The organism is Streptomyces sp. YIM 121038 (assembly GCF_006088715.1).
In the GTDB taxonomy this organism is placed as follows: Bacteria; Actinomycetota; Actinomycetes; order Streptomycetales; family Streptomycetaceae; genus Streptomyces.
Genome location: NZ_CP030771.1, coordinates 8,176,355 through 8,190,385, shown reverse-complemented (window position 1 = coordinate 8,190,385; position 14,031 = coordinate 8,176,355). Strand labels below are relative to the sequence as shown.

The following is a 14,031-nucleotide window of genomic DNA, read 5'->3' as shown; positions in this document are numbered from 1 at the left end:
GAGGGAGAAAGGCTCACCAAGAGACAGGAAGGCTCTTCACGGCGAAGACGGATCCCTTGAGCCGGAGCGGCACCTCGTCCGTCGCGACGGCGAGGCGCAGACCGGGAAACTCCCCGAGGAGGGCCGCGAGACCGGCGCGCAGTTCGACGCGGGCCAGGTTCTGGCCCAGGCACTGGTGGATTCCGTAACCGAAGGCGACATGGCCCGCGGTGTCGCGGCCGATGTCCAGTTTCTCGGGGCAGGTGAATTTGGCGGGGTCGCGGTTGGCCGCGGGCAGGGACACCGTCACGGTGTCGCCCTTCTTGACCGTCTCCCCGTTCAGTTCGAGGTCTTCGAGGGCCGTTCGGTAGGTGTGGTACTGGTTGACGGTGAGATAGCGCAGGAGTTCCTCGACGGCGGCGTCGATGCGCGTCGGGTCACTGCGGAGCTTAGCCAGTTGTTCCGCGTGGTGGAGAAGTGCGAAAACACCGACGGACAGGGCGCTTTCCGTGGTCTCGTACCCCGCGAACAGCAGCAGCACGACGATGTTGCACAGCTCTTCCGTCGTCAGTTCCCCGTCGGCGGTCAGACGGCTGAGGAGGTCGTCGCCGGGCTGCTTCCGCTTGCGCTCGATGACCTCGACGAAGAAGGAGCCCGCCTTCTCGAAGGCGGCGGCGACCTCCTGTGGATCCGCGTCGGGGTCGTGCAGGAGCGTCGGCGCGTGCTCGTAGTGCTCGCGTTCGTCGTAGGGCAGCCCGACCAGTTCGGCGAGCACCCTCAGGACCAGGGGCCTGGCGAAGGTCTCCACCAGGTCGGCGGGCGCGCCGTGCGCCCGCATGACGGCGACCTGCTCGGCGGCCACCGCCTTCACCCGCTCCGTCAGCTGGCTCGCCCTGCGGACGGTGAACTCCCCGGTCAGCAGGCGCCGGTAGCGCGTGTGGTCGGGCGGGTCCATGTGGATGAACATGCCGGGTATCTTCGGGTGGTTGGGCACCAGCTGCCCTTGGTGGGTCACCGGGAAGTGCCCGATCTCCGTGCTGTGGCTGAACCGCGGGTCGCCGAGGACCTTGCGCACCACGTCGTGCCCGGTGGCGAGCCAGCCCTCGTGGCCGTCGGGATAGGTCATCCGGGCGAGCGGCCGCTCGGCGCGCAGCGCGTCGAACACGGCGGGAGGATCGAACCGATGGGTCCGCTCCCACGGCACCTCATAGGAAATCGCGTCGCTCATGGAATCCTCCCGCTCGGGGTAATGTCCTGTATTCGCTGCGGCTCGCGAAAGGCTCGTATGACGGGCGCGAACACGGGGTCGTGGACCAAGCAGCGGAATATCCGCGAACACGGGATGCGCACCACGCGCACGCTGCTTGAATCTCTGTGGCCAGGCTAGTCGAGGAGTGACCGCGCGGAATCCCCCAACCTGGTAGGGCCCCGGGGGTGAAGTCGGCCCGGTCCGCCGCTCGTTGTCGTGCGTGCGCGAAAGCGCCCCCGGCGGTCGGACGGTGGCGGGGTCGGCGGGGCGGCCGTCGACGCGTGGGACTCCCGGCAGGACTACCCGCGTTGGTGATGGCCCTGCCGTACCGGGTGGGCAAAAATGACCGGGCTGCGGATCCGCAGGGCGCCGGCGGAAAGGCCATTCCTTCATGACGACAGCCGCAATTCAGCGTGCGCTGACACCCACCGAGAAAATCTATGCCGACGTGGAGATGTACGTGGGCTACACGGTGCGTACCGTCGGCCCACTGGATCCGGACGCGCTGCGGGCCGCCTACGCGGCGGTGTGCCGCGCGCATCCGCAGCTCGCCGCCCGGCTCGAAGCCGACGACGGCGGGCTCGTCTTCGTGGCGTCCGGGGTCCCGCCCGAGGTCCAGATCTGCGCGGGGGACCCCGGCCACCCGCTGACCGGTGTGGAGCTGGACGAGTACCGAATGCTGAGCGCGCTCAACGTGGTGCGCGACGGCGCCGAGGCGAGCGTGACGCTGCTGACCCACCACAGCATCGCCGACGCCCACCACTCCATCGAACTGCTCGCGGCCCTGTGGGCCTGCTACACCGACGTCGTCCGGGGCGTGCCCGTGGACCTGCCGCGCCGGCCGTACCCCCGGTCCCTGGAAGACCTGCTGGCCGAGCGCGGCATCCACCGGGCCGCGTCCGGCGCCGGGGACGCGGCGCCGCTCAGGACGGTGACGGAGCTGCCCGCGTCCGCGCGGGTGCCGATGGTCCGGCACGTGGTGCAGCACCGCCTGACCGCGGCCGAGACGAAGGCGCTCGCGGAGCTCGGCCATCGCGAGGGGGTGACGCTCAACGGCTTGCTCTCGGGGGCCGTCCTGCTCGTCGAGGCCGAGGTCCGGGGCCTGCCGGTGGCCGAGCTGCTGTTCCGGTACACGGTGAACCTGCGCAACCGCCTCGATCCCCCGGTCGGCCCGACCGAGGGGACGAACGTCGTCGGGGGCGGCCTCTTCAAGGCCGCCGACGACGTCGGGCCCGGTGCCGTCGCCCTCGGCCGGGCCCTCGGCGAGCGGCTGCGGGCGGGCCTCGCCGACGGGTCCATCCAGCGCAGCCTCCTGGACATGGTCACCCAGCCCGCGCCGCACGCGAAGGCGCGGCCATCGGGTCCGGCTCCCGCCGTGGTCAGCGTGTCGAACTGGGGTGTCGTGCCGCCCCTGCGGTCGCCGGACGGGCTGCTCCTGGCCAACTTCCACTCCTCCTCGCGCCGGAAGGTGGCCCCGGGCGAGTTCGCGGCCATCGGCGGCTATGTGGCCACCACCTTCGACGGCCGCATAGGGGTCGACCTGGCGTGGCCCGAGGGGGACGCGGAGCTGCCCGAGCGCCTGGGGCTGCTGCGGGAGGGCCTCGGCCGTCTGACGTCGCGGTCCTGACGGCCCCTGACACGACACTGCCGGAGCCCCAGCGGTCGGGGCTCCGGCAGCCGCCTACCAGGTGACCGGCAGCCGGTGCACGCCGTAGGGGATGACCAGGTCGTCGCGCATCGGGATGTCCCCTGCGGGCTCCGCGAGGCGCAGGTCCGGGAACCGGGCGAACAGGGCGGGGAAGGCCACGCGCATCTCGACGCGCGCCAGCTGCATCCCCAGGCACTGGTGCACGCCGTACCCGAACCCCAGGTGCCCCACCGCGTCGCGCCGGATGTCGAGGGTGTCCGGGTCGCCGAAGCGGGCCGGGTCGCGGTTGGCGGCCTGGACGGAGAACGCCACCGACTCACCGGCCCTGACCAGCTCACCGCCCAGTTCGACGTCCTCCAGGGCCGCCCGGGAGCCGGTGTGCACGACGCTCATGTAGCGCATCAGTTCCTCGACGGCGCCGCCCGCGAGGTCCGGCCGCTCCCGCAGGGCCGCCAGCTGGTCCGGGCGGTCGAGCAGCGCCCAGGTGCCGAGGGCCAGCATGTTCGAGGTCGAGTCGACGCCCGCGTGCATCATCACCGCGCACAGGCCCACCAGTTCGTCCTCGGTGAGGTCGGACGTGGTGAGCTCGCTCAGCAGGTCGTCGGTGGGCGCGGCACGCTTGGCCGCCACCAGCTCGCGGAAGTACTCCTGCATGTCGGCGTACGTCATCTCCACGTACGCCGCGACGTCCTCCGCCACGGCCGCGGCGTCGTCCGTGCCCCGTACCGGCGGGTGGAAGGTGGCGCGGTCCTGGGGCGGCACGCCGAGCAGGGCGCAGACCATCAGCGTCGGGACGGGGCGGGCGAAGAACTCCAGCAGGTCCACGGGGCCGCCGTGGCGCTCCATGGCGTCGAGCTTCCCGGCGACGATCTCCTTGGCGCTGCCGGTGAGGCGGCGCATCCGGCGCATGGTGAACTTGCCCGCGAGGAGCTTGCGGTAGCGCGTGTGGTCCGGCGGGTCGATGTGGAGCATGTCGCCGGGCAGCGGGGGGAACCCCCGGCCGATGTCGGCCAGGGGCCAGTGCCTCCTGTCGTTGCGGTGGCTGAAGCGCGGGTCGGAGAGCAGCGCGCGCACCACCGCGTGGCCGGTGGCCAGCCAGCCGACGTGACCGTTGGGGAACTCCATGCGGGTCAGCGGGGCCCGGTCGCGCAGCCCGGCGAGGCCGGGCGGCGGGTCGAACGGGCAGCCGCCCGCGCGGGCGGTGGGCAGGCCCGTCGGCGTGGCGGGCGTTTCGGTCATGTCGGCCACCTCGGGCGCGGGTCCGGGCGCGCTCAGTCGCGCGTCGCTTCGAGGAGCCAGATCGGCAGCAGCGTGGCGCCGCTGTCGTCGGTGTCGAGCTGCCCTCCTTCGTAATCCTTGCGCAGGGGCTCGTCGAGGACGGTCGTCGTCAGGTGCTGGGCGCGCAGCGTGGTGACGGTCCAGCCGGGGCCGCTGAAGGCGTCCCGTACGGTCTCCTCGGTGATCGGCTCGGGGCCGGCCGCGGCGCCGCGGGAGCACCACTGGAGCAGCCGCCCGCCGGGCCGCAGGACCCGTGCGACGGCGTCCGCGTACGCGCGGCGCTGCCGGGGTCCGAAGCAGTGGAAGACCAGGCTGCTGGTCACGGTGTCGAACTGGTCGTCGTAGCCGTCCAGGCTCGTCGCGTTGCCGACGGCGAAGGTGACCTCGGCGCCCTTCTCGGCGGCGCGGGCCCGGGCCTTCTCGACCGCGGTGGGCGCGACGTCCAGGCCGGTCACGCGATAGCCGCACTGGGCCAGGTGGATGGCGTTGTCACCGACGCCGCTGCCGATGTCGAGGACGTCGCCGAAGACGCGGCCCGCCCGCTCCAGTTCCACCAGGACGGGCTGCGGTCCGCCGATGTCCCAGGGCATCCGCTCCAGCACCACGCCTTCCACCAGGGAGCTGGTCCGGTACGCCCGTTCGTAGTCCAGGGTGGTCGCGTCGAAGTGCTGGTATGCGTTGTCGTCGGTCATCCGGTCCGTCCCTGTGGTCGACGATGGGCTGGTGACGTCTCCCAGGGTGAGGCAGCGGTGGCCCGAGTGAGCACCCCTCAACCTGGTAAGTTTCCCCGCCGCGCGGGAATGCGCTGGAATTCGGCTGCGCTCGGCCGCGTTCGGCCGCGCTCGGCGGCGGCGGAATTCCGCAGGTGAATAGCGCGTATCCGTACGGCATTTACGTATGCCGTATTTCGAGGCGTGTGCGTGCGCCGGGCCGGTCTCCCTTTTCCGACGGCGGCTACGAGCCTTTCGGGGGCGGCTACGCGCCGGGGGCGTCCCAGGTCACGGGCAGGCTGTGCAGGCCGTAGACGGCCATCTTCTCGCGCAGCGGCACCTCGTGGGCCGGGACGGCCAGGCGCAGTCCGGGCAGGCGCCGCAGGAGTTCGGGGAAGGCGATGGTCATCTCGCTGCGGGCCAGCTGCTGGCCGATGCACTGGTGGATGCCGTGGCCGAAGGCGAGATGGGTGCGGCGCGGGCGGCTCACGTCGAGGGCGGCCGGGGTGTCGTAGTGGCGCGGGTCCCGGTTCGCCTCGGACACCGAGATGATGACCAGGGATTCCGCCGGGATGGTCCGGCCCCCCACCTCGACGTCCTCGGTGGTGGTGCGCAGCAGGCCGTGGTGGACGATGGACAGATAGCGCAGCAGTTCCTCGACGGCCCCGTCCATGAGGTCGGGGTGCGCGCGCAGGGCCCTGAGCTGTTCGGGGTGTTCGAGGAGGGCGAAGGTGCCGAGGGACAGCATGTTCGCGGTCGTCTCGTGGCCGCCGACGAGCAGCAGGTTGGCCATGCCGACGACTTCCTCGTCGGTGAGTGCCGGTTCGGTGTCGGAGTGGATGAGCCCGGACAGCATGTCGTCGGTGGGGGTCGCGCGCTTGCGGCGCACCTGGCCGAGGATGAACTTCCGCAGTTCGTCGAGGGCGGCGAGCTGTTTCTCGAACGGGATGTCCAGGTTGAGCAGTTCCTCGGTGCGGGCCTGGAACTCCCCGCGCTCCTCGTAGGCGACTCCGAGCAGTTCGCAGATCACCAGGGACGGCACCGCGAGGGCGAAGTCCTTCACGAGGTCGGCGCTGTTCCCCCCGGCGAGCATCGCGTCGATGCGCTCGGTGACGATCTCCAGGATGCGCGGTTCGAGGCCGCGCACCCGGCGCAGCGTGAACTCCCGGGTCAGCAGCCTGCGGTAGCGGGTGTGGTCGGGCGGGTCCAGGGCGATGAAGTTGCCCGCGACCGCCTCGTCGGCCATGAGCTGGGCGCGCAGCTCCTCCGGCAGCTTCACGACGAGCGGGTTGCGCAGCCGGTCGGAGCTGAGCCGGGGGTCGGTGAGCAGCTTGCGGCTCTCCTCGTACCCGGTGACGAGCCAGCCGGTCCCGCCGTCGGTCAGGGCGATCTCCCGCACCTCGCCCTGGTCGTGGTGGTCGCGGAGCAGGGGCGGCGGGTCGAAGGGGCAGCTGCCGCGTTCGGTGAAGCCGGGCGGAAAGGGCAAGCGGTAGACGGAAGGGGTGCTGTCGTCGGGCGGGGTGGGCTCGGTGGCGGGCTCCGCGGTCGGCGTGCTCATCGGTGGTCCTCCTTGCGCGTGCGGTGGTTCACGCCCGGCGAAGGGGCGCGAGCGTATGGGTCCGGGTGATCAGTTCGGTGAGCATCCGCTGGAGCACGGCGTCGTGGCGTTCGGCGGGGGTGAAGGTCTCGTACTGCTCGAAGTCGGTCAGGAGCGACAGGTTGACCTGCGTGTACACGGGTGAGAGCTGGACGGCCGCGGCGATGGTGCGCAGGTGCTCGACGGCCCGGACGCCGTTGGCGCTCGCGCCGTAGCCGACGAAACCGGCCGCCTTGTCGTTCCACTCGTTGTAGACGAAGTCGATGGCGTTCTTGAGCGCGGCCGGGATCGACCAGTTGTACTCGGGGGTGACGAAGACGAACCCGTCGAGCTCGGCGATCTTGCTGCTCCAGGCGCGGGTGTGGGCGTGCTCGTAGTCACCCATGCGCGGGGACCGCGGCTCGTCGAAGAGCGGCAGGTCGTAGTCGGCGAGGTCGACGAGTTCGAAGTCCGCCTCGCCGTGGGTGCGGGCGGCCTTCTCGACCCACTGGGCGACCTGGGGTCCGACGCGGCCGGGCCGGGTGGTGCCGAGGATGATCCCGATCCTTGTCATGCGCGTCTCCCTGTCGCGGCGAAGGGGTGCGGGGCGTGTGCGCCCCTCACCCCTTCGCCGAGGTTGAAGGTACCGAGCGGGTCCGCTACGGCCGGGCGGGCTCGGGGACGGCCACGTCGACGGGCCGGCCCGTGCGCGCCGACTCGTAGGCTGCCCGGATCACCCGCAGGGTACGCACGCCGGTCGCGCCGTCGGGACCGGCCCAGTGGCCCGTGCCGAGCGAGGCGACGAAGGCGTCGAGCACGGCCGCGCAGGGGTCGGCCCCGCCCGTGGTCCACCGTTCGCGGCCCGTGGCGGAGTCGAACCCGCCGAGCAGCTTCGGGCGGGCGGTGAACTCGACGCTGCCCCGTTCGCCGACGAAGGTCAGCGTGGGCCCGGCGCCCGCCGGGTCCGCCGGCGGGCTCCAGCTGCCGTCGAGGGCCGCGACCGTCCCGTCCGCGTAGCGCACGGTGAGCAGGGCCGCGCTCTCGACGTCCGGGTCGCCGCTGAGGACGCTGTTCGACTGGGCGTAGACCTGCGTCGCGGGGATGCCGTCGAGCACCGTGTCCACGAGGTCGAGCAGGACGGCCGCGTGGGTGCGCAGGGCGCCGCCCGCCTCCTGTGCGGCGGGGCCGTGGTACGCCCCGTGGACGGTGGTGAGCGCTCCGACGGCCGCGCCGTCGGCTAGCTGTCGGCGCACGGCGGCGAACGCCGGGCCGCAGCAGGCCGGTGCGGCGACGGCGAGGCGCACCCCGGCGTCCGCGCAGGCGCGCGCCATGGCGTCGGCGTCGGCGTCGGTGGCCGCCAGGGGCTGTTCGCACAGGACGTGGGCGCCGATCTCGGCGGCCCGCTCGACCAGTTCCCGGCGGCGGGCGACCTCGCTCGTGACGACCACGGCGTCGGGGCGCAAGGCGAAGGCCTTGTCCCAGCTGCCCGCGTACGCCGCGTCGAGCCGCCGGGCGGCGGCCGGGCCCCGGGCCGGGTCGTCCGGCGGCCCTTCGGGGTCCGCGACGAGCAGGTCGACGCCGGGGGTCGCGCGCAGCAGCCGGGCGTACGTCGCGGCGCGCTCGTGGGCGAACGACAGGACGGCGACCTTCATGCGGCCTCCTTCGCGCTTCATGCGGCCTCTTTCACGGGCAGGTCCACGGCCCGGCCCGTGAAGGCGGATTCGGCGGCGGCCTGGGTGACGCGGACGGCGGCCAGCGCGTCCCCGGGGCCGAGGCGGGGCTCGGGGCCGCCCAGGAACGCCTGGGAGAACTCGCGGATCTCGGCGAGGAACGGGGAATCGCCGTGCGCGCCGAAGGCCGCGGCGTCGCCGCCGAACACCTTGATCTCCTGGGGCCATTCGGAGTCGTGGAGCGCCGTGCCGCCCGTGCCCGAGACGTGGTAGGCGACGCGGATGGGCGGCTGCGGCGTGGCGGTCCACCGGCTGACGACCCGGCTGAGGGCGCCGCTCGCGTGGGTGAGGACGGCGGTGCCGACCGCGAAGGCGCCCTCGGGGGCCGGTGCGGCGATCTCGCCCTGGTAGTGGGCGTGCACCCGGACGACGTCCCCGAAGATCCAGTGGGCGATGTCGACGCCGTGCAGCATCTGGTCGGTGAGGATTCCGCCCGACCGCGCGGAGGCGTGGCCGGTCCAGGGCCGCGGGTGGTATCCGGCGACGTCGAACCGGGCGACGGCGCCCGCGCCGAGCTCGCCCGCCGCGACCAGGTCGTGGAGCCGGGCGAACGCCGGGGCGAAGCGCGCGTTGTGGGTCGGGCAGAGCCGCACCCCGGCGCGCGCGGCCGCGGTGACGATCTCCTCCGCCTCCTCGACGTCGGCGGCCAGGGGCTTCTCGCAGACCACGCCGACGCCCGCGGCGATGGCGGCCATGGCGATCCCGTGGTGGCTGTTCGTCGGGGAGCAGATGTCCACGACGTCCGCGCCGTCGAGCGCCTCGTCCAGGGTGTCGACGGCCCGCGCGCCGAACTCGCGTGCCAGGTCCGGGGCGCGGCCGTCCTGGGAGTGGACGCGGACGGACGCCCCCGTGCGGATCCAGGCGTCGAGGTGCAGCCGGGCGATCAGGCCTGCGCCGATCAGGGCCACCTCGAGCTGCCCCACGGCGTCACCGGCTCTTCTTTCCGTCAAGTGAGGTCCTTCGGGTGGAGTGCCGCCGTGGCGGGCCGACCGGCATCGTCGCTCCCGGCACGGCCGCCGACGCGCCGCGGGTCTGAAGTGCGCCCAGTCTCGCCCGCGCCGCCCGCCGGGACCATCACCAGCGTGGGTAGTCTCCGCCCGGTCCGCCGCCCGGGCCGCCGCCCGGCCCACCGCGCGATCCGCCGCCGGGCCCGCTCACTCCGGTACGCACTGTCCCTTGCCGAGGGCGATGACCCCGGCCCGCGAGACCGTGTACAGCTCCGCGTCCCGCTCGGGGTTCACGCCGATGGTGGCGCCGGGCGGGACGTCCACGTTCTTGTCCAGGACGGCGCCGCGCACCACCGCGCCCCGGCCGACGCGGACGTTGTCGTGCAGGACCGAGCCCTGGACGACCGCGCCCTCCTCGACCGTGACGCCGGGCGAGAGGACGGACCGCGTGACCTGGCCGCGGATGACGCAGCCGGGGCTGACGACGGACTCCCCCGCGATGCCGCCCGCGCAGAACTTGGCGGGCGGGAGCTGCCCGGGGTGGGTGTAGATGGGCCAGGAGCGGTTGTCGAGGTTGAACACGGGCTGGTCGGAGATCAGGTCCATGTGCGCCTCGTAGTAGGCGTCGAGGGTGCCGACGTCACGCCAGTAGCCGTGGTCACGGGCGGTCTCCCCCGGCACGTGGTTGCCGTCGAAGTCGTAGACCTGGGCGAGGCCGCGTTCGGTGAGCATGGGCAGGATGGAGCCGCCCATGTCGTGCGCCGAGTCCTCGTCCTCGGCGTCCTGCCGCAGGGCGTCCACGAGGGCCTTGGTGGTGAAGACGTAGTTGCCCATGGAGGCGTACACCTGGTGCGGGGCGCCCGGGAGTCCCGGCGGGTCCTGCGGCTTCTCCAGGAAGCGCTCCACGAGCGTGCCGTCGCGCGCCGGGGTGATGACGCCGAACTGCCGGGCCTCCGCGCGCGGCACCCGGATCCCGGCGACGGTGACGCCCGCGCCGGACTCGACGTGCTGCTCCAGCATCTGCCGGGGGTCCATGCGGTACACGTGGTCGGCGCCGAACACCGCGACGTGGTGGGGCTGTTCGTCGTGGACGAGGTTCAGGGACTGCAGGATCGCGTCCGCGCTGCCCAGGTACCAGCGGGGCCCGAGGCGCTGCTGGGCGGGGACGGGCGTGACGTAGTTGCCGAGCAGGCTCGACATGCGCCAGGTGGTGGACACGTGCCGGTCCAGGGAGTGCGACTTGTACTGCGTGAGGACGCAGATGCGCGTGATGTCGCCGTTGACGAGGTTGGAGAGCACGAAGTCGACGAGGCGGTAGGTGCCCCCGAAGGTCACCGCCGGTTTCGCGCGGTCGGCGGTGAGCGGCATCAGCCGCTTGCCCGCGCCGCCCGCGAGGACGATCCCAAGCACCGAAGGCCCGCCGCGCATCGCCGCCCCCTCTGCCGCCCTGTGGGTCCGGACCGCCGCTCCGCGGGGCGCGGGTGCGCCCCTGGCGTCCGTGTGCCCCTCTACGTTGCCTTGACTACGCCGAGTACGTCCTCGTACACCTCGACCGTGCGCCGTGCCACCGCGTCCCAGCCGAACTCGCGGCGGGCCCGGTAGCGTCCGGCCGCGCCCATGGCCGCCGCGCGGCGCGGGTCGGCGGACAGATGGTTCAGGAGCAGGCCGAGGTCGTGCTCGAAGCGCTCCTCGTCGTGCCGGTCGTAAGGCACGAGGAGTCCGGTCGTGCCGTCCGCGACGACCTCCGGGATGCCGCCGACGCGCGAGGCGACGACGGCCGTGCCGCAGGCCATGGCTTCCAGATTGACGATGCCGAGCGGTTCGTACACCGAGGGGCACACGAACACCGCCGCGTGGCTGAGGAGTTGGACGACCTCGGGGCGCGGCAGCATGCGCGGGATCCAGTGGACGCCGTCGCGGGCGCGGCTCAGCTCCTCGAACAGGGTGCGGAACTCCCGGTCGATCTCCGGGGTGTCGGGCGCGCCCGCGCACAGCACCAGCTGGACGCCGGGCTCCAGCTGCCGGGCCGCGCGCAGCAGATGGGGCACGCCCTTCTGGCGCGTGATGCGGCCGACGAACAGGACGTAGGGGCGGCCGGGGTCGACGCCGTGCCGGACGAGGGCGCTGGTGCCCGGGTCGGGGCGGTACAGCTCGGTGTCGATGCCGTTGTGGACGACGCGCACCTTCGCCGGGTCGACGGCCGGGTAGCAGGCGAGGATGTCCTCGCGCATGGCCCCGGACACGGCGATGACGGCGTCGGCGGCCTCGACGGCGGTGCGCTCCGCCCAGCTCGACACGGCGTACCCGCCGCCCAGTTGCTCGGCCTTCCAGGGGCGCAGCGGCTCCAGCGAGTGCGAGGTCAGGACGTGCGGGATGCCGTGCAGGAGCTTGCCGACGTGGCCGGCGAGGTTGGCGTACCAGGTGTGGGTGTGGACGAGGTCGCGGCCGCCGAGCGCGGCCGCCATGGTGAGGTCGACGGAGAGGGTGCGCAGCGCGTCGTTGGCGGTGTCGAGGGCGCTCCACGCGCGGTGGCGCACGGCCTCGTCGGCGCCGCGGTCGGCGTCGGTGCCCCAGCAGTGGACGTCGAGGTCGGTCAGGGCGCGCAGCTCACGGGCGAGGAACTCGACGTGGACACCCGCGCCGCCGTAGACGTCCGGCGGGTACTCGCGGGTGAGCAGTCCCACTTTCACGAGCGGAGCCCCCCGTCGTCGGCCGGCCCCCTCATGGTCACCCAGCGGGCGTCCCGAGGGAAGACCGCTGCGGCGGCCGGTCGAAGCAGCAGTCGCCGCACAGGCCGCCGTTCGGGCAGCGGTAGTACAGACAGCAGCTGCGGCGCCGGAACGCGGTGCCGTCCAGGGTGCCGGTGGCGCGCAGCTCCGGGTCGGCGAAGAGTTCGGCGGCCAGGGCGAGCGCGCGCCGCCCCGCGTCGGGGCGGCCGGTGCGCTCCGCCCAGGCGTGCAGTTCGCGGGCGGCGCCCGCGAGGGCCGAGCCCGCGTTGCCGCGCAGGAGCGCCGGGGAGATCCGGTAGCGGGCGCGCAGGGCGTCCGCGAGCGGCGCGAGGTGGCCGTCGACGACGACCTCCCGCAGGCGCGCGGCGTCGGCCGGGAACGTGCGGTCGCCGCTGAGCCACAGGTCGTCCGGGGAGCTGCCGTCGGCGTCCCAGCGCAGCCGTCGCGGGTCGAGGTCGGGCACGCGTCCGTACAGGGCGGCCGGGCCGAGCGCGAGGGACCACAGGCGGGCGGCGAGGCCGAGGTGGGCGATGGAGGCCGCGACGCGGGGTTCGGGAGCGGCGAGCCGGGCGGCGACCTTGGTGACGCGGAAGGACAGCGGGTCACCCTCCGTGACTCCCCTGCCGATCTCGTACACGCGTGCGACCATGGGGAGTGTCCGCTCCGGCGGCTCCCCCGTCCGCAGGGCGAAGAAGCCGCCGACGGATCCGACCACGTCCCAGGCGATGTCAGGGCTGCGAGCTGTCACCGCAGCAGTACATCAGAAGCCCCCGGCCCCGTGGGTAACCAGACCTGGGGAGGACATACGGGAGGTCGTACTCCATCGGTAGTAGGACGGATTGACTGCTCAGGGACGACGACTTGCCGCGCTCCGCGCGACATTGTGGTGAACATGGAAGCCGACCGCACGCAGCACCGGACGCACCGGACGTCAGGGCACGACACGTACCGGAACGACCGGCGCTGCCTTCCCCCGCGGAGCGCCTCATGAGTGCCCTCGCGCTGTCCGTCCTGCTCTCCCTCGTCTCCGCCGTGGCGTACGCGGGCGGGGCGATCCTCCAGGAGCGGGTGGCCGCGAAGGCCTCGCAGCACGAGTACGCGCCGCTGCGCCGCGGCGCGTGGTGGGTCGCGGTGGTCCTGAACGGCCTCGGCGGGCTGCTGCACGTCGTGGCGCTCGCCTACGGGCCGCTCAGCCTGGTGCAGCCCCTGGGCGCCCTGACGATCGTGTTCGCCCTGCCGATGGCGGCGCTGTTCGTGCGCCGCAGGGCCGGGGCCACCGCCTGGCGCGGCGCGCTCATGGCGACGCTGGGCCTCGCGGGCCTGCTCTCGCTGACGCAGGCCGCCGACTCCCGGTCCCTGGCCGACGCGGAGCGCGTCGTGCTGGCGCTCGGCACCGGCGGGGCCGTGGTCTGCCTGATGCTCCTCGCGCACGCGGCGCACCGGCACCCGGCGGTGCGCAGCGTCCTGCTCGCCACGGCGGCGGGCATCGCCTTCGGCATCTCCTCGGTGTTCACGAAGACGGTCGCGGTGGACTGGGACGCCCACGAGCCGCTGACCCGGCAGGTGCCCAGCCTCGCCGTGATCGCGGTGCTCGCGGTGGCCGGACTGCTCCTGTCGCAGGCCTCCTACCGGGGCGCGGGCCTCGCGGCGCCGCTGTCCACGGTGACGGTGGTGAACCCGGTGATAGCGGCCGCGGTCGGCCTCACCCTGTTCGGAGAATCCTTCCGCTATGGAGCCATGGGTACGGCGGTGGCGCTGACCTGCGGTGTCGTCGCCGCGGGCGGGCTGATCCTGCTGACCACGGAGCGCATCGGGGCCGAGGCGACGACGACCGCGGGCTCCTCGTCGGCCCCGGCGGGCGACCCGTCGGCCCCGGCGCGCGACGACGCCGCACCGGCCGCGCCCCGCGCCGAGCTGCCCGCCGGACCGGTGACACGTGCCCTCCCCGCGACCGCGCCGCCGGAGCAGGCCGCCACGGTCACCGAGCAGCGCGTGCCGGACCACGACGAGCGGCCCGGGGCCGACGCGGGCACACGGCCCCGGCCGGGCGAACAGACCGCGCCGGAGCAGTCGTTCCTGCCCGAGGGCCTCACCGGGCTCGCGGGCCTGCCCTTGCAGCCCGTGCTGCAGACGTTCCCGCGCGCGGACGCCAGGGCAGGGCACGCGTGACAAGCACGCGTGCGCG

12 protein-coding genes are annotated in these 14,031 nt (G+C 73.4%); 2 read left to right on the top strand and 10 right to left on the bottom strand.

Translation table 11 applies throughout. The annotated features are described in order from the left end of the window. Window positions 1-13 precede the first annotated feature (13 nt). Window positions 14-1,207 (bottom strand): cytochrome P450, encoded by a 1,194-nt coding sequence (locus C9F11_RS34515; protein ID WP_138963133.1) that lies wholly within the window; start codon window positions 1,205-1,207, stop codon window positions 14-16. 412 nt (window positions 1,208-1,619) lie between these two features. Between C9F11_RS34515 and C9F11_RS34510 the strand changes: the two genes are divergently transcribed. Beyond that, a complete protein-coding gene (locus C9F11_RS34510; RefSeq protein ID WP_138963131.1) occupies window positions 1,620-2,855 on the top strand; it encodes an acyltransferase in 1,236 nt (411 codons plus the stop codon). Between the two features lie 54 nt (window positions 2,856-2,909). Here the strand turns inward: C9F11_RS34510 and C9F11_RS34505 are convergent, their stop codons facing one another. From C9F11_RS34505 to C9F11_RS34465, 9 genes are all read right to left on the bottom strand, one after another. Beyond that, entirely contained in the window at window positions 2,910-4,115 is a 1,206-nt protein-coding gene (locus C9F11_RS34505) for a cytochrome P450 (protein ID WP_138963129.1), read from the bottom strand. 32 nt (window positions 4,116-4,147) lie between these two features. Continuing rightward, complete coding sequence (locus tag C9F11_RS34500) at window positions 4,148-4,846, bottom strand: class I SAM-dependent methyltransferase (protein ID WP_138963127.1); 699 nt, start codon at window positions 4,844-4,846, stop codon at window positions 4,148-4,150. 283 nt (window positions 4,847-5,129) lie between these two features. Beyond that, window positions 5,130-6,422 carry a cytochrome P450 gene (locus C9F11_RS34495; RefSeq protein ID WP_138963125.1) on the bottom strand — a complete coding sequence of 431 codons (1,293 nt, stop codon included), beginning with the start codon at window positions 6,420-6,422 and terminating at the stop codon, window positions 5,130-5,132. A 28-nt stretch (window positions 6,423-6,450) separates the two neighbouring features. Beyond that, on the bottom strand, window positions 6,451-7,014 hold the full coding sequence (locus tag C9F11_RS34490; RefSeq protein WP_138963123.1) for an NAD(P)H-dependent oxidoreductase: 564 nt from the start codon (window positions 7,012-7,014) through the stop codon (window positions 6,451-6,453). Between the two features lie 85 nt (window positions 7,015-7,099). Further along, a complete protein-coding gene (locus C9F11_RS34485; RefSeq protein WP_249401997.1) occupies window positions 7,100-8,113 on the bottom strand; it encodes a Gfo/Idh/MocA family oxidoreductase in 1,014 nt (337 codons plus the stop codon). Further along, window positions 8,110-9,120, bottom strand: a complete 1,011-nt coding sequence (locus C9F11_RS34480; protein WP_249401996.1) for a Gfo/Idh/MocA family oxidoreductase — start codon at window positions 9,118-9,120, stop codon at window positions 8,110-8,112. Before C9F11_RS34480 ends, C9F11_RS34485 begins: the two co-directional genes overlap by 4 nt. A 204-nt stretch (window positions 9,121-9,324) precedes the next feature. Continuing rightward, on the bottom strand, window positions 9,325-10,545 hold the full coding sequence (gene glgC / locus C9F11_RS34475) for a glucose-1-phosphate adenylyltransferase (RefSeq protein ID WP_138963121.1): 1,221 nt from the start codon (window positions 10,543-10,545) through the stop codon (window positions 9,325-9,327). An 80-nt stretch (window positions 10,546-10,625) separates the two neighbouring features. Continuing rightward, on the bottom strand, window positions 10,626-11,807 hold the full coding sequence (glgA, locus tag C9F11_RS34470; protein WP_138963119.1) for a glycogen synthase: 1,182 nt from the start codon (window positions 11,805-11,807) through the stop codon (window positions 10,626-10,628). 37 nt (window positions 11,808-11,844) lie between these two features. After that, on the bottom strand, window positions 11,845-12,594 hold the full coding sequence (locus tag C9F11_RS34465) for a (2Fe-2S)-binding protein (protein ID WP_171075921.1): 750 nt from the start codon (window positions 12,592-12,594) through the stop codon (window positions 11,845-11,847). A gap of 239 nt (window positions 12,595-12,833) precedes the next feature. Here C9F11_RS34465 and C9F11_RS34460 point away from each other — a divergent pair, with 239 nt between their 5' ends. Next, window positions 12,834-14,015, top strand: a complete 1,182-nt coding sequence (locus C9F11_RS34460; protein WP_138963117.1) for a DMT family transporter — start codon at window positions 12,834-12,836, stop codon at window positions 14,013-14,015. Window positions 14,016-14,031: the final 16 nt, after the last annotated feature.